The sequence below is a fragment of the Stieleria mannarensis genome, assembly GCF_014154935.1.
In the GTDB taxonomy this organism is placed as follows: domain Bacteria; phylum Planctomycetota; class Planctomycetia; order Pirellulales; family Pirellulaceae; genus Stieleria; species Stieleria mannarensis.
The window spans coordinates 1-20389 of record NZ_JACEHH010000086.1 but is presented as its reverse complement, the minus strand read 5'-3'; the positions used below and the strand labels follow the sequence as shown (position 1 = coordinate 20389).

Here is a 20389-nt window from a genome sequence, read left to right as displayed (position 1 = left end):
GGTCGCGGAGGAGTGAGCGACGACGCGGGGAGGGTTCGTTGTGGCTCGGGTATACTCAAACACCACTAATCGACCCTCCCCTCGCTGCGCTCGACCCTTCCTTCCAGGGAGGGTTAATCTGAAAAACCGCACGACTTCAGCTGCGGACGACCCCGGTCACGATGCACTTGACCGACTTGCCGCCGTTCAAGTCGGTGTTGATCTGGATCTCTTGCCCCACGCGATCTTCGTCGGCTCCGGCGTTGAACCGCAGCGTCACAAAGTGCAGCTTCTTGCTGCCGCTGGGCGCGACGAACTCAAACCGTTCATCCGCACAGAGGATCTCTTTGATCGCGAACGGCTCGTCCCCGCGGACCACCAACCGCTTCTCCACGGTCGCCCCCGGATCGGCTGTCCCGAAGCTGACCGCCGACGGTGAAACGCTTAACGAAGGCCGGATCCGGCCGTTGATCGACATCTCCGTCGTCGGAAAATCGGCGTCATTGCTGATCAACGTCAATCGCTCGTGGACATCCCCTTCGGGCATCGTGCCCAAGATGTTCACCCGCATCCGGTAACGCACCATCCCCGGTGACTTCTGCGGTGCACTCAATTGGACTTCCAAATCATCACAAAAACTGCGGACGTCCGTGATCTGCCAATCGCGGTTTCCGGTGTGCGTGATCACGATGTCCTGCGTGGTTCCGCTACCCGAAGCGATCTCTCCGAAGGCGACTTCCGGCGGATCGAACGTGACATCGGTGCGGATGAATCCGCTGACCTTCAATTGCACTTCGGCGTAGTACGGGCGATCGATCACCACCGTCACGACCGCCGACTTTTGGCCGATGAAGGTGCTGGTGTTAAAGCGGGCCACCACCGAAGCCGTTTCGTGTGTCTTCAAGGTGTTGCGGGTGACCGTGGGCGTCGTGCACCCACAACTCGATCGCACCGCCGCGACGTGAACGTCTTCCTGATACAGATTGGTGAAATCGAATCGATATTCACACTTGGTGCCGCGCCCGACCGTACGAAAATCGTGGCTGGTCGTCTTGAACATCTTCTCCGCCCAGTTTTCGCCCGAAGACGACGAGGCGGCGGAAGACTGTGCGGTCGCTGGATCGCCATTGACAGCAAAGCAAGCGACTAGGCTCGCCAGGACCAAGGGCAGGAAAATGCGTCGTGACACCAGGGTGGGAAAACTATCAATCATCAATTCGGACCGTTCGGTGAGAGTCGATGTCGGCCATCGGCAAGCCACCGTCAAACTTTACCAAATTTCACTGGTTTGAAGTAGGCGTTTCCGATTGCGTCGCTTCTATGGTTTCGGCAATTGAATCGAAATTTTCCAGTAATTCTTTCAGCCGCTCCATTGGAAGTCCGACAACGTTGCTGGGACTGCCATCACCGACGATCTCGATCCAATCATTTCCGTCCTGATAGCCGAACGCCCCCGCCTTGCCTTCCCACAGCAAGGTGTCCAGGTAGTCGCGAATCATAGTTTCCGAAAGCGATTCCATCTGCAATTCGGTGCGGACGACTTCCACGATGCAGCGAGACGATTGCGACTCCCAGAGACAAACGCCACTGAACACGTCGTGGCGTCGACCGCTGAGCGTCCGCAGCATCTCCGCCGCGTGGGCTTCGTTGTGTGGCTTTCCCAAGATCTGTCCGCCGCAGGAGGCGACGGTGTCGGCGGCCAAGATCATCGCCCGGTCATGCCGCCGCACCACGCTCTCGGCTTTTCGATAGGCATACCGCGCCACCAATTCCGGCGCCGTCTCACGACTGCATACGCCGCACTCGGCATCGTCGCTGGCCGGATCGATCGTGAATTCGTACCCCGCGGCGCGCAACAGTTGTGCTCGCCGGGGCGAACCGCTGGCCAACACCAACGGCATCGCGTCTGGGATCGTCGTTGCTTCAAGGCCGCGCATCAGCGGCAAGTCGTCTGAGATTGCCATGGTGTTGGTTGAATTGAGCTTCTGGGGCAGTTCAATCGTAGCTGCTTTTGCCGGTAGCGGAACTCGCCAAGAGTTTCGGGCCTCGCCGGCGAATAGCCGAAAGTCTTGGCGACTTCCGCTACGGATTGGATCGTGCACTAGCCGTCTGAATCCGTCGGCCCAGCAGGCGGTGGATCCGTCGGCGGTGCGGCGGGCGGCGGTGGGTCAGTCGGCGGCAACCCTTGCCGTCGCTGTTCCAATTGACGCACCGCGCCCTTGAGCGATTCCAGCAATCGCGGCACTTGTCCGGCAGCGACGAACACTCGAGCGCTGACCGCGGACTGTGGAAAGAAGCTGGTCAAGAAGTCCAGCCCGAACTCGGTCGCGCCGTGCCCGATCATCACCCCGTTGGCATAGGTCCCGCTCAGCACTTCGTCGGGCATTTTTAAATCGTCGTAAATCTCTTGCGGACTCGGCCGGCGTGCCTCCGGGTTGGGCGGTTGAGGCTGCGGCGTGTGGGGCTCGCCGAACCGTCCCCGATACAGTTCCAAATTGGTCGTCAACGCCTCGATGAATTGCGGCATCACCTGATGGGGGATCACCACCCGCGCCGCGACCTTGTGCGGACGTCCGATCGTCTGCAGAAAATCGACGATGTACTCGCTCGGCCCGGTCATCACGATCGCGCCGGTGCTGAACGTGCCGCCGGCGACGTGGTCGGGAACCCGCGCCCGCAGCGGCGGATTCGGCTGAGGCTGTGCACCTGGCTGGCCGGATTCGGGTGGGCCGGATTCGGGAGGCCCAGATTCGGGCGGATCAGGCGTTTGGTCGTCAGAAGACATGCGTGGTGCGTTGGTGATGATTGGGGGAGACAGGTATCGCCGGTGAAGTCCGGCCGAAGTCCGCCGACCAGTCTAAATCTCGCCGCCAACGTCCGAAACCCGTGACGCTTCCACGCCATCCTGCCCCCATCGTTTTGCCCCCATCGTTTTGCCCCCATCGTTTTGCCCCCATCGTTTTGCCCCCATCGTTTTGCCCCCATCATTCTGCCCCGAATCATTCTGCCATCCCGTCCCCCCCACCAACGCTTGACACCGCCCGCCCCACTTTGTATCACTGAATTAACACAAGGGCACAACTCATGCTGATCCAGATTCAATCCGGCCCCCAGCCGATCTACCAGCAGATCGTCGAACAGATTCGCTTCCGAATCCTCTCGGCGCAACTTAAACCCGGCGACGAGTTGCCGACGATCCGCGGGCTGGCCGAATCGCTAAAGGTCAATCCGAACACGATCGCGCGGGCCTATCGCGAACTCGAACACGAAGGCCTGGTGGAAAAACGCCGCACGACCGGGACCTTCGTCGCGGAAACCTCGGGAACACTCAGCCGTACCCGCCGCAAGCAGATCCTGACTCCCGAGATCGACAAACTGCTGGTCCTGGCCAGCCATCTGGGAACCGACGCGGAAGAGCTCGACGAGTTGATCGCGTCACGCCACCACGCCCTCCAACAAAAGGTCCAAAGCCAATGAATTCCGGCGACGATTATCCCGTGCGTGTTCGGTCACTCTCACGTGCCTTCAAAGGGACAGCGGCCCTGGCGGACGTCTCATTGGACATCCCCCGCGGCTGCGTCTTCGGCCTGGTCGGGCTCAACGGAGCCGGCAAGACGACGCTGATCCGGCACTTGATCGGGTCGATGAAGGCGTTGCATGGCAGCGTCCAGGTCCTCGGCCAAGACCCGACGATCCGCCCCGAAAGGTTGCTGGCGAAGATCGGTTACATGAGCGAAGAAGACTCGTTGCCGAAATGGATGCGGATCAGCGATCTGATCGGGTTTTGCCGAAGCGTCTATCCGACCTGGTCGGACGACTACTGCGGCGAGTTGTGCGAGATGTTCGACTTGTCACCGGGCGCCAAACTCAAGTCGTTGTCCAAAGGCGGACGCGCCCGCGCGGCATTGTTGGCCGCGATCGCGCACCGGCCGGAGTTGTTGATTCTGGATGAACCGAGCAGCGGGCTGGATCCGATCGCCCGGGCCGACATCTTGGAAGCGATCATCCGAACGGTGGCCGACGAAGGCCGCACGGTCTTGTTCTCCAGCCACTTGCTCGAAGAGATCGATCGGGTGTGCGACCAGATCGCATTGATTCATGACGGTGTTCTCCTGGAATCGATCCCGGCGGCGAGCTTGCCCGAACGATACACCGAGTGTTTTTATCGCACCGACAGCCCCTCGGCTCGGCCGCCGCAGATCCCCGGTTCATTCGGTGCGATGGGCGACGCTTCCGAATGGTCGGTGTTGATCGACAGCGAAAACGAGGCGTCTCCATCGACGACCACCTCGATCGAATCCGGTGCCGCGCGCTGGGAATTGGTGCGTCGACAACCGGCGACGGTTCACCGTTGGTTTGCCGGCCGTGTGCAGCGCCAGCCGCCATCCATCGCTCAGGCTCCGGCGGAGGGCATGCAACATGTCTGAGATCACCGCGTTGACCCGATTGTTGATCGCCCGCTGCAGGACCGTGTTGGTCATCGCGGTCACGTACATGCTTCTGATCCACGTTGCAGCCATCGCCTACAGTTTTAGCGACGCCGGGGTCACGATCACCGGCCAGCGTGCGGTCACCTCGATCGTCGTGATGTTCTCGCTGCCGCTGCTCGGGATCACGTTCGCCTTGTTCGACTTCAGCGAACAAGGCGACATCAGTGGCGGCGCGACGGGCTACCTGCCCTGGTTGTTGCGGATGCCGGTCCGCAGTTGGAAACTCGCCGCCGTCCCGTTGGGTCTGAAAACATGCTGGACCCTGGCCGTGTGCGGCGCGATTGCGTTGACGGCCCAATTTTTCGGAATGCCGCTGGAACGGTGGTTCATCCCCGCGGTCGGGATCGCGACGCTGTTCGTTCTTGCCTGCCTGGTCATCTGGCAACCGTTCCGCTGGACCTACACACGTCTCTCGCTGATCGGCATGCTGTTCGTCCCGGCCTACGCGTGGCTAATCCTTTCGGTCTCGTTTGCCTTTGCAGACAGCCATTCACAACCGCCGGCCGATGCAACCATGATCACCGCCGGATGGATCATCGGTCTGTCGGCCTACACGGCACTGGCACTGCTCGCCGCCCGCGCCGTCCGCCTGGCCCGCTGCAACGTCGTCGGACGAATCAGTGAATCGCAACGTTGGATGGCGTCTGCACCGACCGCATCGCCCATGGTGGCCGCGAATCATTCAAGCACGGCAGGTCAGCAACGTCGTGCCACGATCTCGCCGATCGGCGCGCTGCTTCGATTTGAAGCGACGAAGCTGGCGGAGTTTGGGACCAGGATCATCGTCGCCAGCTGGTTGCTGATCGTGCTGTTCTTTTCGCTGTTTGATCAGACCGCGACGGACACCTTTGTCTTTCTGGTCGTCGTGTTTCTGTTCCCTGCGATCTTCTTGAACGAATGGAAGCTCTCCGGGCTGCACGACCGATTCCTGCAACCGACACTCGCGATCGCGCCGATTCCCACGACGACGATCGTGTGGACACAACAGCTGATCACGACGGCGATCTGGTTCGCATCGCTGATGGGCGTTCCGATCGTGATGTTGATCTGGCATGCCAGCGGCGCGAGCGTGCCGATGATTGACGATTGGCAGCGGGTGATCGGGTCGCAGTTCGGCGCGCCCGACGCACTGGGTCGGCTGGGCATCGTCGCTGTCATCGTTGCGGCGCTGCTGGTCGTCCGCCAAACGACCTGGAACGTGGCGGCGACTTCGACCGACGAAAAGCGTTTCGTGTACTGGATGATCGCGGCAAAGTTTGCCGTCGCCTTCGCCGCGTTCAGCTGGTTCTTGTTCCAATTCTTGCGGTTCCCCGATTGGGAAGCCTGGACGCAGTGGATGTGGGGGTCGATCGCCGAGTTACCGGCGATCTTGCCCTGGTTGGCAACGGCCAAAGCGATCCTGGTCATCGCCGCGACTGCATTGCTGTACCGTTCCGGCTTGGCCCGACCACAAACCGTCACCGGACTGTTGTCCGGCTACCTCGCCTGCACGTTCGCGATCGCGGCAATCGTCTGGCACTTGTTGCCCGGCGAGCGTGTCGCCTTGTGGCACTGCGTGACCGCGATTGCCGTGTTGATGCCCTACAGCCGGATCGTGCTCGCGCCCCTTTGCCTGGCCTACAATCGCCACGCCTAAATCTTCCTACCTCCTAAATCTTCCTACCTCTCCGCTCTGCCAACTTGTCCTTGCGAGTCGGCAGAAATCAGGGGAGGGATGGCAGAATGATTCGGGGCAGAATGCTGTCGTGCACGTGCGTGAAGGGTGCCGGACACCGAATGGCCCGTCGAGAGAATTCGGCCAAAGGCCGTGCACACCCATAGCCTTGGGCATCGCCCAAGGTCCCCAATCAACATCGAATTTCTTTGGCCAACGGCCATAGACAAACTTGCCCCAGGCCAGGATTTTGCATGTCCATCAGGAAAGGCTAGACACCAACGATTGCCTCTTCGTCTTCGCTCTCTGGTGCACTGCAAAAATCTTCCGACTCCACCATCAGCATCTCGATCTCGTCCAAAAGCTCAACACGCCGAGCGATCCAGTCGGCTGGCAGATCAACATCCGATCGCCAAGCCGCCGCATCGAGTTCCTCCAGCGCGCAAAGTTTCCGCAACAGTCGCCCCGATGGACGGCAATACCGCATCACGATCTCACGCTCCGAAAGATCCTCACCGACGACGAGACAGCCCTGACTTTTCAATGCGACACGGATCTCGGGCTCGCGCTGGATCCACCAAAGAGGTTGATCCGCCCGGATCTCGATTCGGTTGATCACCCGATCGGGACGACACGTGATCGTGATTCGACTGACATCTCCGCGCAGTCGCTGAATCAACTGCAGAACCCTGAACCGCGACTTGTAGACGCCGGGCAATTCGATGACCACGGCGTCGTCTTCGACGTGAGCGTCAAGCCCCACGTTTGACAGGGTCTGGCAAACCGAGCGAGCATCCCAACGCGTCTGCAGAGGAAGGTGATAACGCATTGGATTCAATCTCTTGACGGACGAACGATGATAAACACGCCGATTCAGTAAGATGGCTCGTACGACGTCCTTTCTAGGTCGTCGTCGGAAGTCCAGCGGACGACGGCCCGGAAGGGCCATCGTACTTTACAATCCGAACGGCTTAACTCGAGCGGCCCCCTCCGACGATGCCATCATGCCTGACATTCAAATCATCCTAGCAGATCTCAGCAACGAAGGGCATCAAATCGCGACCCTTGCGATGATGGACGCGTATTCGGCCGATCCGATGGGCGATGCCCGACCGCTGTCCGATTATGCCCGGCAGAATCTGATTCCCGGCCTGCGCGAGCATCCGACGTCGCTGGTTTTCCTGGCCATTCAAGCGGACCAGCCCTGCGGGATCGCCACCTGCTTTCGTGGGTTTTCCACCTTCGCCGCCAAGCCACTGATCAACATCAGCGATTTTTATGTCGTCCCATCGCACCGCAAGCGCGGAATCGGCCGGCGGCTCCTGCGCGCGATCAACGACGAAGCGGTCGCCAGTGGATGTTGTAAACTGACACTGGAGGTCCAGCAAAACAACGCCCGCGCCCGCGAGATCTACGGCCAGTTCGGCTTCACCCAAGCCGTCTACGCCGCCGACGCAGGCGGCGGCGGATCGCTGTACATGGTCAAACGGATCTGAAGCCGAAAAGGTGCCGCGCACGCTGGTGTCTAGCCTTTAGGCCAATACCGCTAAGCTAAGGCCCGGGCGCTTGCGCGAACCGGCTGATGTCAAACCAATATCAGCCGTTTGGCGCGAGCCTACGGGCCCTCCCCCCGAGGAAACGACGCTTAACTTAGCGGTATTGGCCTTTAGGCGATTCCCGGTCGCTACTTGGGCCGTCGATTGTACTACTGATGAATTCAGTTGGTTTTGTTTCGTGCGTCATCAAAGATCACTACGCTCGGTTCGCCAACGGCGATCGACAACTTAGCCAACTGGGGTGAGACCGGATGAGCCCCAGCGAATCCGGGCGTAACCCCAGTTGGCTATGGATGTGGATGCCCTTTGGGCAAGTGCTGCGGAATGAATTCCGCAGCATCTTGAAACAGCCTTCTGGGCTAACAAAGGTAAGCGTCCTATCTGCCCAGGTGTCGCTGCGTGGCCCGGGCGGCCGGCGACTGCTCTTCACCAATCCGAAGATTCGTTGGACAGGTGTGGCGTAGTGGCGGTGTCGGCGTGTCAACATTTTGGGATGCGTGTCCAACGTAACGGCGCCGGAGACATTGATCGCCACCGCGGTCCAAAATCACGCTTTGTGTTTGTGGCCTAACCGATTCGCCGGCAGCAGCTTCAAGCGTCTTCAGCACGCAGTTCATCGGCGCTGTGTTCGGATACTGCGTTTTGATCTCACTGGGGTGTCTCTGAGTTCCGTTTCCGCTCGACTTCCAAGCGATCGCGCGAAGTGCGGTCAACGGATTCAGTCTTTTGCTAAAAGGAAGAACCGCTAGATCACACCTCGCAAGTCACGTTGCACAGACGTCCTTCGATCCGCCCTGTGCCACAAGAGTTCAAGACGCTGCCGCTTTGGGATCGCTGATGAACTACGGCCAGTGGATTCTCGAAGCTGACGATCGCTTTGCACGTCAAAGCGTCTGCCACATGGGCTGCTCAAATGGCAGAGATCCGATCTGACGTCGCCATAGAATATCGAGATCACCATCTCCGGTGCGTTGGACATATTCGAGGTGGTCGCACAGGTCAGCAACCGCTTCGACATCGGAACCCGCTTTGCATTTGACGCACGAGTGACTCAGGTCGCCGATGAGCCACTGCAACTCGACCCGCGTCATTCCCACTCGGCGGATCGCTTGATCCTTCGGCCAACGACGCAGCGACGCCTCCAAACGGCCTGAGACGTAGCCGTACTTCAGGATCAAGTCGCGATGTTCGCGCGTCAGTTGGATTCGCTCGGTCAGGTTCGCCATCACGCCACCCTCGCCTCGCGGCGACGCACTCGACGTTGCTGTGTGGTCAACCAGTTCTTTCGACCGATCGTCAAGCGGCGAAGTTCGTTTTCAGTCGCATTGTTGTCAATCGGGATCGCGCCGTCGCCGAGGAGCACCGACAACTCATCCCATTGGTTCAACGCATAACGCACCGCCTTGCCGAGCGAGCTCTTCGGAAGCACTCGTCGATCACCGTTCATCTGCAACAACCAGTCATGCAGATCGTTCATGATCGGCACTGACTCGTTCTGACGCAGTTCCAGACGCTCGGCCGGCGAAGCTTCTCGCGCGCGGTCTTCAACCTTGTACAGGCCACGGTAAAACGCCAGTGCCCGCGCAGCGGCGACCGGGCCACTCGGCTTGGCTTCGACGAACTTTCGGCGTGCGTGCGCGTTGCAGCACGCGGCAAAGATTTGGTCCTGTGCTCCCAGATAGACTCCGTCGTTGACTCCCTAAGCATCGACCACCGCGTGGCCGTGAAAATCACGAAGGAATATTGCCGGGCCGTCGCGCCCGCGGCTTTCCGTGAAGTCGAACACGTTATACGGATGATCCTCACGGCCTCGATATAGCCAGAATCGTGCAGTCCGCATCTTGCCCGGCAAGCTGGGGTCTTGCAGCCGAACCGACATATCATCCACACCCAGCACGTCGCCCGAAACGATTCGCGACTATCGATTGCTGATGTCGGTGCCCCCAATCGGCATCTCTTCACCACGGCAAGGACAGATTCGCTGTTCGACCGGAACGTCCGATTCGATGACCTTGCGTTTGAGGTGATCGGGTAGCTTCTCGGACTTCTTCTTGCGACGACGCCGGCGTGGCTGGGCTTTGCGATCACAGAAATCTGCGACTGTCAGACCGGACTGGGCGAACCGTTCAATGCGGTCACGCCACTGCTGTGCGAGTTGTGGGTTGGGGAACTGCGACATGGGTTTCTCCTGAAACTGGAAAGAAACCCACCACGCTAACCAGACGGTCAACATGGGCAGATAGAACGCTCACATCTTGATGACGATCACCGTTCGCTAAAATCGGATGATGTGGCCGATCTCATGCGGATAAACAAGATGCCCCCTATCGTCTAACGTTTCTAAGGAACGCATTCATCAACTAGCCCTATCGTTTGCTTCTGTACAATACAAAAAGAATTTTGTTGACAACTCGAGGGGCAACCGATAAAAGAAGTAACTTCTCTACTCTGACGGAGGGGCGTTTAACATGTCAGATAGCCAACGCAGCTTCTTGATCGCGATTATCCTGCTGTCCTGCTGTTGCGAAAGAGTCTCGCATTTATGTCAAAGACTCTGATTTGGCCAATTTGCCGGATTTGGGCGAGACCGCGTTGGTTTCAGACAAGCCTGTCGATCTCGGTAAATTCTTTTTCGGTGATGTGATCCGAGGGAAGCTGAAAGTCCGGAACAACTCTGGACAGGGAATCAAAATCGAACAGATTCGCCCATCGTGCGGCTGCACTGCTGCATTCCCCGATTCGACGACGATTGAACCTGGCAAATCGAATCACTTGATTGTCGAAATCAGGCCCCCATCGACCGGCGTTTTAAACATTAGCCTGACCGTTGAAACGTCGGAATCGAAGTACAGGATCCGTTGCAGAGCAACTGTCGAGAACCGAATCAGTGTCCGGGAGAGAAGCGTTGAATTCAACCCAGACGACCAGTTTCATTCCTTTCATGTCGATATCAATGATGCTTCAATCCGCGCAGCGGATATCGGACTGAACAAGGGGAACGAAACACTCCGCCGTTCGATGACAAGCGAGTCGACGATTGAGTTTCGACTTCCAACCAAAGGATTGCGACACAATGATCAGTTCGTTTTGACGCCGACACTTCTGGGAATCCCCCAGCGTTCAGTCACAGTTGTGGCGAAGCAGAAAGGGCGCATCCACACGCCACGTACGTTTGTCTACGGCACAACAGGAGAATAAGGTGTTTTTCAATTCAGGATGTTGGTTTTCGGCGACCTCTCGCTGGTTGAAACTTCGGGAAAGGGGACGATCAACGAGCAGCCATTTGAGTACGAGGCAACCAAGCTGAAAAACTACGCCATCGTCAACGTACGCGTGCAGAAGCTTGCTCTCCAGGAAGAGCCATCGGTGCTGCGTTTCGGAACAGCGAAAATCACTCTTCGGATATTAAGCCAATGACCGTTCGGATTGTTATCGCGGCATTTGCCTGCATGGTTTCGGGCGGAACACTGGTCGCTGAACGGCCTTCGGACAAAATGGTCGATCGCGTATATCAGATCATTGCCGACTACGATCTGAACGCGCAAGCGGTCCTTTCGCAAAAATATGTTTGTGTTGGAAAAGGAGTGACCAGCTTATCACGCCGAGGTCGAGAGGTCATCATTCCGAGTTGGTACATCCAGAGCGTTGTCGACCACAGGCATCGGCTTGACGCATACGCGGAAATCGTTCCTTCGTCTCTTGGCGTGATGCGTGAACGCTGGATCATGCGATTGACGGACGGAAAAAGGTTGCTCTATCGCGACTCTCCCCTCTATCACCATCCGCAACGTATTTACGATTCCCAAAAAGAAGCATCGGAAAACGAAAAAACGGAGCTCGTCGTCTTAGAGCCGTTCAAGCAGCCAGTCTCTGGGAGCACCTCCTTGATATCCTCCAGCTTTAAACGATCGACAATGCAACGTTTTGTCACTGGAGAATATGAAATCGAATCGGCAACGGAAGTAGGAGGGCTGCTCAAGGTCGTCTTTCTTTCGTCCAAGGGGAATCGAAAAGCGAAGTCGAAGTTGACGTTCGATGCAAAAGACGACTCGATGCTCACAGAGTATGTTCTATCAGTGTCGGACCTGAACGATCACGGAAAATATTCCCCCGTTACTCATAACGTGATCCGCTGGAAAAAACTTGGCAAAGTGGTCGTTCCGGTTCGTTACGAGAGCGTGAAACCGAAGCACGACCCAAGTTGGCATGCCCTTTATGACTTTGTCTGGGTCGTTGGGGAGAAAGTGCCTAGTGATCTCCTCAAACCAACATTGCTCGACTGGCGGGAACCGACACGTCAGCTATTGGGGATCGAATGGCAGCGTGATGGAAATATTTCAAAGTTGACAAATTCACTTTCGGAGGACTTAAAATGAAGCTGCTCATGATAGCACTGGGCTTCTGCGTCGCACTTCTCGCGGCAGCTCCGGCCGCCGAAGAATCCATTCGTGTTCGCAACGACGCACTCCTGGAACAGGTCGAACAAGATTGGAGGTACCCGAAAACGGGCTATTCCGGTCGCGGTCGGACCGGAAGCATCAGGACATTGGTCCAACACGCAGAGGCCACCTATGACAAAGTGTGGCAACACTACGCCGATCGATGTGGATTCGACCAGCGATTCGATGAGGGCCTGTTCGTGCTCGGACGCGAAGTCGACGACACCGTCGATCGGCGCAGAATGGGGCTTCGCTTTCCTCAGCGTTCCAAGGGGGATCCTTCGAACAAGACTGGAAAGAAAGCCCACCAACATCCTGCCTAGCAACCGCTACTCCTTCAGCTCGCTCAAATCCCAGACGCGGATGGTTCCGTCGCGGCCGCTGGTGGCGATCTGGTGTGCGACCGGATCCAGCGACACATTGTGGACGGCCGATTCGTGGCCGGACAGCGAGGTCACCAGTTCGCCGCTGGCGAGGTCCCAGATCCGACACTTTCCATCTTGGCTGGCGACGACGGCGTGCGTCCCATCACCGCAAAACGCCACACTCCAGTTGTCGCTGCTGCTGCCTTCCAGCTGCCGTTCTTCCAACCCCGTCGCCGTATCCCAGATCCGAATCGTCTTGCCCCAGCCGACGGTTGCCACTTGGGTTCCCGTGGGTGCGAATTTGACGTTGTAGATCGGACCTTCGTGACCGAGCAGCGTCTGGCGAGTTTCGAGGGTTTCGGCATCCCAAATCCGCACGATCTTGTCGCTGCCGACCGACGCAATAAGACGTCCGTCGGGTGACCAATCGACACTGTAGATGGATCCCGGCTGGGTCACGCTGGCGAGCGGTCGCCCCGAGTCGATGTCCCAGGTGTGGATCACACCATCGTGATCGCCGGCCACGATCCGTCGACCGTCGGGTGAAAAGGCGATCTTGCGGACCGCACTGTGGGCGTCCCATTCCTGCAACAGCTCCAACGAATTGGAATCCCATAACTTGACCATCCCGTCGTTGCCGCTGGTGGCCACGATCGGCTCGGTCGGATGGTACTGAATCATCCAAACGATCCCGCGGTGGGCATCAAAGCTGCGCAACACCTTTTGACTGGCGACGTCCCACAGACGCACACTGCCGTCCTCGATCGCCGCGGCGACTTTCTTGCCGCTCGGGTCAAAGTCCACCGCCCAGACCGTTCCCGGATTGCCGGCCAGGACGGTCGACGGAAATGAGGGACCGAGGTCGGCTTGCACCGCGCCATCGGAATCACTGCGAGTCGCCAAAAAGATTGCTGCGCAAAGGCTGGCCACACCGATCAGCCCGACCGCCCAGGTGGCGCGGAGCGTGTTGCGCGAGACCAGTCGATGCGAACCGCTGCGCCGCGTCTTTCCCGCCGTCTTGGCGACCGCGGGGACATGCAAGGGCGAAACGGCGCCGAAGCCGGAGATGATTTCGGCAAGCGTTTCGGCGACCAGCGCCGCCGACTCGGGCCGGCGAGCCGGGTTCTTGTCCATCAACGCCATCGTCAGTTCCGACAGCGGCAACGGGATCTTGGGATTCAACTTGGCGGGCGACTTCGGCGTCTCGTCCATGATGCGTTTCATCACCCCGACGATCGACGGGGCTTCAAAGGCCGACACGCCGGTCAACATTTCGTACAGCACCGCGCCGAGCGAAAACAGATCGCTCTTTTCATCGGCGGTCGCTCCGGTCGCCTGCTCGGGTGACATGTACAAGGGCGTTCCGGTAACCATGCCGGTCTTGGTCAAACGAACGTCGTCGGTCGCACGGGCCAACCCGAAGTCCGTCAACTTGACTCGCTCGGTACCCCGCTCGATCAGGATGTTCGCCGGTTTGATGTCACGGTGAACCATGTCGCGCTCGTGCGCGGCCGACAGACCGGCAGCGATCTGCATCGCGATCCGCGCGGCCTCGTTCGGCGGCAGCGGTTTCTGTTCCTGCAGTCGTTTTTCCAGCGTCACGCCATCGATGTATTGCATCACCAAAAACGCGACTTCGCCTTCGTCCTCGCGCGCGACCTGGTGCATCGCCACGACGTGTTCATGAGAGATCGCCGCCGCGGCACGGCCTTCACGGCAGAACCGCTGACGGGCAACATCGTTCTTGGCGTACTCGGGGTTCAGCACTTTGATCGCCACGTTGCGTTGCAAGTGCGTGTCGAAAGCTTCCAACACGATCCCCATGCCGCCACGACCGATCACCCGCGAGACTTCGAAATGATGCAGCCGCCCGATGTAGGCCGGGTCGTCCGACTTTTTCAAGAAGGGCAACGCGACGGGACTGGCCGCTTCGATCGTCGGCGTGTTGTCCGGATCCAATGGAATCGACGACTGGTCGGCATCAGACTCTGACGATGGCGCCAATGTCTCGCTGGTATCGTTCGCATCCACATTGGGCGTGTCCTGGGTTTGGAACTGCCCCGACACCGCGGCGACCGCTTTCCAGTACGCCGAATCGGTCGGCGGCAGTGACCCGACCGCCTGCCCGACCAAATCCTCGATCGGGACATCGCTGGGGACGCCCCCAGTGCCCCCCTCGGCGACGCCGGAATCCCCCGAGATCGCGACCGACTCCAGCGCGGCTTGGCAATCCGTACAACCGCCGATGTGTTCGGTCGTTCCGCTCGCCTCGGCGTCCGACATTGAACCGCTGACCAACGCCTTTAATTGTGCCTTGGTCGGGCACGCTGAAATTGCCATCACGATTCCTCTTCTTTTTCCAGTCGCTCGATCTCGGCGCGCAACCGCGCCGTCACACGACTCTTGGCGACGTAGATCGCACCGGTACTCATCGACAACTCCTCAGCCGCCTCGGCCGCCGAACGGCCTTCGACGGCCGTGATCCGGAATGCCGACCAGGTTTTGGGATCCGAGTTTTCTTCTACGGTTTTCATCGCGATCGCGGCAAGTGAACGAAGGTGTTCCAATTCCCACTGCTCGCTGAGTTCGTTGCGTCCGTCAGCGGCTTGGGACAATAATTCCAATTGAGCCGTGTCATTCCCCGTCGGACCGGCCTTTTTTCGCTTCTCAAAGTAGGTGTACAAGCGATTCCGGGTGATCGTGAACAACCAGGACCGGAATCCGCCTTTCTGCTTGTCATACTCCAACCGCCCGATCGCCGATCCGACCCGGCGAAAGACGTCTTGCACGATGTCCGCCGCATCGGCGTCCTGCAGCCCCCGACTGCGCACGAACCGATACAGCATCGGGCCATAGTCACGCAAAAAGTCGCTCCAGGCCTCGTGATCGTTGGCATCGCGAAGCCGGAGCAGGAGCGTCGCTCGCGTCACAGGAGAATCGCTCACCCTGTCTGTCTCAGTATTGGAGTTCGGTCCACTCGGCCACCGGCAGCGACGGCGCAAAAAACCAAGCGTGCGATCGTGCCACCAGTATAGCGACCGAACCGAACCTGACAGTCGGCACGTTTCTCCGCTGAGGACTACCCCGGGGCGATGACTTCCTTACAGCGACACAGCGAAGTTCCGCTACTTTTGCGTTTCGTGGGCTCCCTCGCGATCCGAACATTCCGCCCCACCGCCCCCCCCGGTTAGGATTCATGGCGGAACACGACGCGGGGATTCGCGTCTTCTAAGATGATGTAATTAAGTTCACCTTCAGACCGGCCCCTTCCTAGCGACCTGCGAATGACGCAGCCACGCCCCGTGACGAGCTTTACGAAACCATCCGACGGCGAAACGGCCCCCTCTCCCCCCTCTATCGATCCGCCGTACCTGCCCCCAACCTCACGCGACGACGCTGGCCACGATGCTCCGGTCTCCGATGCCGTGCTCTCGATCGCGGCTCGCTCGACCAGCCCGACGGACTTTCTTCGGCGAATCGCCGCCCAGTGGACCGAGACGTTTTCCCTCGCAGCGGTCGCACTGGCCCATCCCGACTGGCCCCGACCGATGATGGTGGCTCGGGACGCCGAGTTCGGCCGGCGTCTTGACGCCGACTTCATCGACCACCTGCTGACGTCCAGCCGATCGGCCGCCACCGCCTGCGATCTGCCCCTGCGTCGCCCAGAGACGCAATCACTTCCTGACGACAACCTGCCCGCAAGCCCCCTTTCCGATGAAACTCCGCCTGCCCCGACGCGGTCTTCAGATCCGCCGGATCGAGCCCGCGGAATGCACATCCGGTTGTCGCCCCAAAGCGATTCCTGTGCGGCCTTGCTGATCTACGGCAACGATCGACTGCCAGACACCGCCACTCAGATACGCGACTTGAAGCGATTGGCCGATCACGCCCGCTGCTGCCGCGTCGCGTTGGAAGGGTTCGACAACGATCGTGACCGCGACTCGTTCCGGTCGACCCTCCCTCTTTCCGACAGCACACGTGCCCTGCGTCACTTCCACCAGGACTTGGATCTGACGGGCACGGCCTATCGAATTGCCAACGAAACCCGACGGCTGCTTTCACTCGATCGGGTGACGGTTCTGGCGTCGCGTCGAGGCCGATTGCGAGTGGAATCGGTCAGCGGCGTCGCGGTCGTCGACCGACGTGCCAACGCGATCGCAGCCGCAACGACGTTGGCCACACGTGTTTTGGTCCTCGGCCGCCCGATCACGCTGCCTGCCGTCGAACCACTGCCGCCACAAATCGCCGATCCGCTCGATCACTACCTGGAAGCAACCGATGTCGCATCGGTGTTGGTCGTGCCGCTTTATCGACCGTCCCCCTCCGCCCTCGATCGCGGCCGCCCAGGAAAACACCGTCCATCCGACATCGCCGACCCGCCCCCCTCTTCTTACACCGACGACCAATACGGCGATGCCGAACCGATCGCGGTGATGCTGTTGGAATCGTTTTCCGATGCCGACCGTGTCCGATTCACACCCGCGATGGGATCCATCGCCGCCGAAGCCGCCGTCGCACTGTCCAACGCCCGCGAGCACCAACGGATCTTCGGCCTGCGTGTGTTAAAAACCCTCGGCGATTGGTTCGGCGGCAACCGTCTTTCCTACAGCACGCTCGGGTTGCTAACGGCTGCGGCGTCACTGCTCGCCGCGAGCATCATCCAAGTCGACCACACGATCATCGCAACCGGGTTCGTCGAACCGGCAGAACAACAAAACGTCTTCGCCCGCTCCGACGGCATCGTCAAACAGATCTTCGTCCGCGACGGACAACCGGTCGCCGCGGGTGACGTGTTGATGCGTTTGGAGAATGCAGACTTGGAAACTCAAGCCGAATCGTTGTCCGGTGAAATCCAAACGACACTGCAACGGTTGACGTCGATCGGATCGATGTTGCTCGATCCCGCCACCGACAAGAACCTGTCACAGCGGATGGCGATCGAGCAGCGACAGCTGCAAAGCGAATTGAATCATCTGCAAGGCCAACAGGAACTCGTCCGCCGACAACTCTCCGAGCTTGAAATCACCGCCCCGATCGATGGCGTTGTCGCTGCCTGGCAATTGAAACGCAAACTGTCCGGGCGGCCCATCGGCCGGGGCAATCAATTGCTCAGTATCGTTCGCACCGACGGCCCCTGGCAATTGCGTCTGGAAATCCCCGACCAGGACGCCGCCGAAGTCGCGCGGGCCCGCGCGACCGATGACGAACTGAGAGTCGAGTTCGCCGCCGCATCGCACCCCGAGTCGACCTTTTCGGCAACACTCCAATCCATCGCCGGTGTCGCCCGACGCAATGGCCAGGGCCGCACCGTCATCGACGCCGAAGCGACCGTTGATCCCCGAAGCCGTACCGATCGCGCAAGCGACAACCAGTTTTTTGCCTCGGCCGACGCCCACAATGGCGTCGACGCGACCGCAAAAATCCACTGCGGGCGACGCTCACTGCTGGCAAGCTGGTTCGGGGACGTCGCCGATTTTGTCCATCGCAACCTCCTGTTCTACGTGCGATGACACCACGCCGATGACCGTTCGACCGCTTCGCCCCCGTCGCCCACACAACGCCGCGAAAACGCCGACCGGCCTGCGCAAGCGTCCGGAGCTGGTCGTCGTCCAAACCTTTCACAAACACGAATCGGCGGTGGTCGTCAAAGACCCCGTCGCGATGAAGTATCACCGTCTGCGTGACGACGAATGGTTCGTGCTGGAACGCCTTTCGTCGGGTGTCTCACTGGAATCACTGCGGCGACAGTACGAGGCACGCTTTCCGCCCACAAAACTCTCGCTGTCCCAACTCAACGAACTGCTGTTCACCTTTCACCGACTCGGCCTGGCCGTCTCCGACAGGGCAGGGCAGGGCGATCGGCTGTTGGAGAAACGGGATGCGGATCGACGCCGAAGGATCAAAGAGCCACTCGCGAACCTGCTGTTCCTGAGGTTTCCGGGCGTCGACCCCGAACCGCTGTTGCGGCGTCTGGTTCCGTTTGCGCGTCCACTGTTGAGTGTTGCCGGATTGACGGTGCTGGCGTTGATTGCGGCCGTGGCGATCCTGACGCTGGTGTCACAGTGGTCACGGTTCGTCGCGGAGTTCCCGGCGATGCAACAGTGGCTACACTTGCGCGCGGTGTTCACCCTGGCCGTCGTCATCAGCGTCACCAAGGTACTGCACGAACTCGGACACGCCGTTGTCTGTAAACATTTCGGCGGCGAATGTCACCAGGTCGGTCCGATGCTGTTGGTGTTCACTCCCGCGTTGTACTGCGACACCTCCGACTCGTGGATGCTGCCCAACCGATTCGCGCGTGCCGCGGTCGGACTGGCCGGCATCGGGACAGAGATCGTGCTCGCGTCGATCGCCACGCTGGTATGGGCGTCCACGCCACCGTCACTGATCCACCATCTGGCCATGAACGTGATGCTCGTTTGCAGCGTCAGCACGGTGCTGTTCAACGGCAATCCGCTGCTGCGGTTCGATGGCTACTACGTGTTGTCGGACCTGTGCGATGTGCCCAACCTGGGACAGAGATCCCGTCAGCAGTTGACTCGCCTGATGGCACGTCTGGTTCTCGGAGTCGCTTCACCCGATCTCACGCCGGTGGACAACCGAGACCGGTTTTGGTTAGTCGTCTACGCGGTGATGGCAACCGTCTATCGTTGGGCGCTGACGTTGCTAATCCTCTGGTTGCTGCTGACGATGTTGCGTCCCTACCGGCTGGAATCGGTCGGCCAGGTGCTGTGCCTGTTGGCGATCGGCGGTTTACTTTACTCAAGCCTTCGTGGCCCGTTTTCATTCTTCAGTCATCCCGGTAAAAGGAGACGGATCGACATGAATCAGATGATCAAATCCGGGGCGCTGCTGGCCCTGCTGCTGGTCACGGCAAGCATCCCGCTGCCGTCCGGCGAATCGGCAACGGGGCGCATCGTGCCCCATGACGAAACTCCGATTTACATTGTCACCGCCGGGCATCTCGATCATCTGGTCGCCATCGCTGGCAGTCACGTAGAACAAGGCGATCTGATTGCAACATTGGACAACCCCGAAGTCGTTCGCCAATTCTCTCAAGCCGAATCGCGTGTGGCGTCACAGCAAGCGTTGGTCGACGCGCTCAAGTCCAGCCGCGTGGTGGTATCCGACGCGGCGAATGAATTGCCCGTCGCCGAAGCCACGCTCGTCGAACTGAAACGGCAATTGGAGACACGCCGCGGGCGGCTCGAAGCGTTGAAGATTCGCGCGCCCCGCAGCGGACGTTTGATCGCGCCACCCAAACGTCCGCCGGCGCAGCAACCATCCACCACGCCGCGGACCGCCAACGACGACGCCGACCTGACGCTTGCCGGCTGGAGCGGTGATCCGACGGAACCGCGTAACCGCGGTTGTTATCTCGATTCCGGCAGCGAACTGTTTACCCTGATTGGAGACGACCGCTGGGACGTCGAGCTGATCGTTTCCGCCACCCAGGTTCAACGAATCAACGTTTCCAATCCCGTCAAATTGGTGTTGGAATCTGATCCCGCGAATCCGCTGACCGGCTCTGTCGCCGAGATCTCCTCCAAGCAATGGACCATCGACGACAACCGCCAACGGCGCGACGACCAGCGGGCGGCACAGCTTGAGACACCGATGGAGACCTCCTACGTCGTCCGCGTGGAACTCGACTTATCAGACTCGCGCGTTGAGGACGTGCTGCTGCCAGGAGCCAACGTCTCGGCCCGAATCACTGCCGAGCCGATCTCACTGCTCGGCCGCACCACGCGATTCCTCAACCGCCTGCTACGTTTCCGCTAGCGCAGCCACGTCGAACCGTTGTCTCAATGGTTCCCGCGCAGCAGTGTAGAACCATTGTCTCAATTGTTCCCCCAGCCGCCCGCGGCTGACCCGCCCTCCCACGCGGTTCGCTGCGCTCACGGGA

General features: G+C 59.6%; 18 protein-coding genes and 1 pseudogene. 10 read left to right on the top strand and 9 right to left on the bottom strand.

Annotation, left to right across the window (positions count from 1 at the left end):
* Window positions 1-136 precede the first annotated feature (136 nt).
* The 3 genes from H1B37_RS31535 to H1B37_RS31525 all read right to left on the bottom strand — a co-directional run bounded on the left by H1B37_RS31535 (window position 137) and on the right by H1B37_RS31525 (window position 2764).
* A complete protein-coding gene (locus H1B37_RS31535; protein WP_286178430.1) occupies window positions 137-1192 on the bottom strand; it encodes a DUF1573 domain-containing protein in 1056 nt (351 codons plus the stop codon).
* A gap of 67 nt (window positions 1193-1259) precedes the next feature.
* Window positions 1260-1943, bottom strand: a complete 684-nt coding sequence (locus tag H1B37_RS31530; RefSeq protein ID WP_182871270.1) for a Maf family protein — start codon at window positions 1941-1943, stop codon at window positions 1260-1262.
* 137 nt (window positions 1944-2080) lie between these two features.
* Window positions 2081-2764 carry a DUF3467 domain-containing protein gene (locus H1B37_RS31525; RefSeq protein ID WP_182871269.1) on the bottom strand — a complete coding sequence of 228 codons (684 nt, stop codon included), beginning with the start codon at window positions 2762-2764 and terminating at the stop codon, window positions 2081-2083.
* A gap of 299 nt (window positions 2765-3063) precedes the next feature.
* On the opposite strand from H1B37_RS31525, the gene H1B37_RS31520 reads away from it, so the two are divergent.
* The 3 genes from H1B37_RS31520 to H1B37_RS31510 are packed head-to-tail and all read left to right on the top strand — an operon-like array spanning window position 3064 to window position 6105.
* Window positions 3064-3456, top strand: a complete 393-nt coding sequence (locus H1B37_RS31520; protein ID WP_182871268.1) for a GntR family transcriptional regulator — start codon at window positions 3064-3066, stop codon at window positions 3454-3456.
* The gene (locus H1B37_RS31515; protein ID WP_182871267.1) at window positions 3453-4406 is read left to right on the top strand and encodes an ABC transporter ATP-binding protein; all 954 of its coding nucleotides are present in this window, start codon (window positions 3453-3455) and stop codon (window positions 4404-4406) included. Before H1B37_RS31520 ends, H1B37_RS31515 begins: the two co-directional genes overlap by 4 nt.
* Complete coding sequence (locus H1B37_RS31510) at window positions 4399-6105, top strand: hypothetical protein (RefSeq protein WP_182871266.1); 1707 nt, start codon at window positions 4399-4401, stop codon at window positions 6103-6105. Before H1B37_RS31515 ends, H1B37_RS31510 begins: the two co-directional genes overlap by 8 nt.
* Window positions 6106-6394: 289 nt before the next feature.
* Here the strand turns inward: H1B37_RS31510 and H1B37_RS31505 are convergent, their stop codons facing one another.
* Window positions 6395-6952, bottom strand: coding sequence for a hypothetical protein (locus H1B37_RS31505; protein WP_182871265.1), 558 nt, complete (start codon window positions 6950-6952; stop codon window positions 6395-6397).
* A gap of 175 nt (window positions 6953-7127) precedes the next feature.
* Between H1B37_RS31505 and H1B37_RS31500 the strand changes: the two genes are divergently transcribed.
* Window positions 7128-7619, top strand: a complete 492-nt coding sequence (locus H1B37_RS31500) for a GNAT family N-acetyltransferase (RefSeq protein WP_182871264.1) — start codon at window positions 7128-7130, stop codon at window positions 7617-7619.
* Between the two features lie 944 nt (window positions 7620-8563).
* Here H1B37_RS31500 and H1B37_RS31495 read toward each other — a convergent pair.
* From H1B37_RS31495 to H1B37_RS31480, 3 genes and pseudogenes are all read right to left on the bottom strand, one after another.
* Window positions 8564-8905, bottom strand: a complete 342-nt coding sequence (locus tag H1B37_RS31495; RefSeq protein ID WP_182871263.1) for a hypothetical protein — start codon at window positions 8903-8905, stop codon at window positions 8564-8566.
* A pseudogene (locus H1B37_RS31490) lies at window positions 8905-9591 on the bottom strand (IS66 family transposase). The gene H1B37_RS31495 and the pseudogene H1B37_RS31490 overlap by 1 nt, the downstream one beginning before the upstream one ends.
* Window positions 9592-9597: 6 nt before the next feature.
* Window positions 9598-9858, bottom strand: coding sequence for a hypothetical protein (locus H1B37_RS31480; protein WP_182871261.1), 261 nt, complete (start codon window positions 9856-9858; stop codon window positions 9598-9600).
* Window positions 9859-10238: 380 nt separating this feature from the next.
* Between H1B37_RS31480 and H1B37_RS31475 the strand changes: the two genes are divergently transcribed.
* The 4 genes from H1B37_RS31475 to H1B37_RS31460 are packed head-to-tail and all read left to right on the top strand — an operon-like array spanning window position 10239 to window position 12441.
* Window positions 10239-10877, top strand: a complete 639-nt coding sequence (locus H1B37_RS31475; protein ID WP_182871260.1) for a DUF1573 domain-containing protein — start codon at window positions 10239-10241, stop codon at window positions 10875-10877.
* A gap of 18 nt (window positions 10878-10895) precedes the next feature.
* Window positions 10896-11096, top strand: coding sequence for a hypothetical protein (locus tag H1B37_RS31470; protein WP_182871259.1), 201 nt, complete (start codon window positions 10896-10898; stop codon window positions 11094-11096).
* A complete protein-coding gene (locus H1B37_RS31465; protein WP_182871258.1) occupies window positions 11093-12055 on the top strand; it encodes a hypothetical protein in 963 nt (320 codons plus the stop codon). Before H1B37_RS31470 ends, H1B37_RS31465 begins: the two co-directional genes overlap by 4 nt.
* Window positions 12056-12063: 8 nt before the next feature.
* The gene (locus H1B37_RS31460; protein ID WP_182871257.1) at window positions 12064-12441 is read left to right on the top strand and encodes a hypothetical protein; all 378 of its coding nucleotides are present in this window, start codon (window positions 12064-12066) and stop codon (window positions 12439-12441) included.
* Window positions 12442-12447: 6 nt separating this feature from the next.
* Here the strand turns inward: H1B37_RS31460 and H1B37_RS31455 are convergent, their stop codons facing one another.
* Together H1B37_RS31455 and H1B37_RS31450 are read right to left on the bottom strand one after the other, a co-directional pair.
* Window positions 12448-14823, bottom strand: a complete 2376-nt coding sequence (locus H1B37_RS31455; protein ID WP_182871256.1) for a WD40 repeat domain-containing serine/threonine protein kinase — start codon at window positions 14821-14823, stop codon at window positions 12448-12450.
* On the bottom strand, window positions 14823-15428 hold the full coding sequence (locus tag H1B37_RS31450) for an RNA polymerase sigma factor (protein WP_182871255.1): 606 nt from the start codon (window positions 15426-15428) through the stop codon (window positions 14823-14825). Before H1B37_RS31450 ends, H1B37_RS31455 begins: the two co-directional genes overlap by 1 nt.
* A gap of 339 nt (window positions 15429-15767) precedes the next feature.
* Between H1B37_RS31450 and H1B37_RS31445 the strand changes: the two genes are divergently transcribed.
* Window positions 15768-17993, top strand: coding sequence for an efflux RND transporter periplasmic adaptor subunit (locus tag H1B37_RS31445; RefSeq protein ID WP_182871254.1), 2226 nt, complete (start codon window positions 15768-15770; stop codon window positions 17991-17993).
* A gap of 10 nt (window positions 17994-18003) precedes the next feature.
* Complete coding sequence (locus H1B37_RS31440) at window positions 18004-20265, top strand: HlyD family efflux transporter periplasmic adaptor subunit (protein ID WP_182871253.1); 2262 nt, start codon at window positions 18004-18006, stop codon at window positions 20263-20265.
* Window positions 20266-20389: the final 124 nt, after the last annotated feature.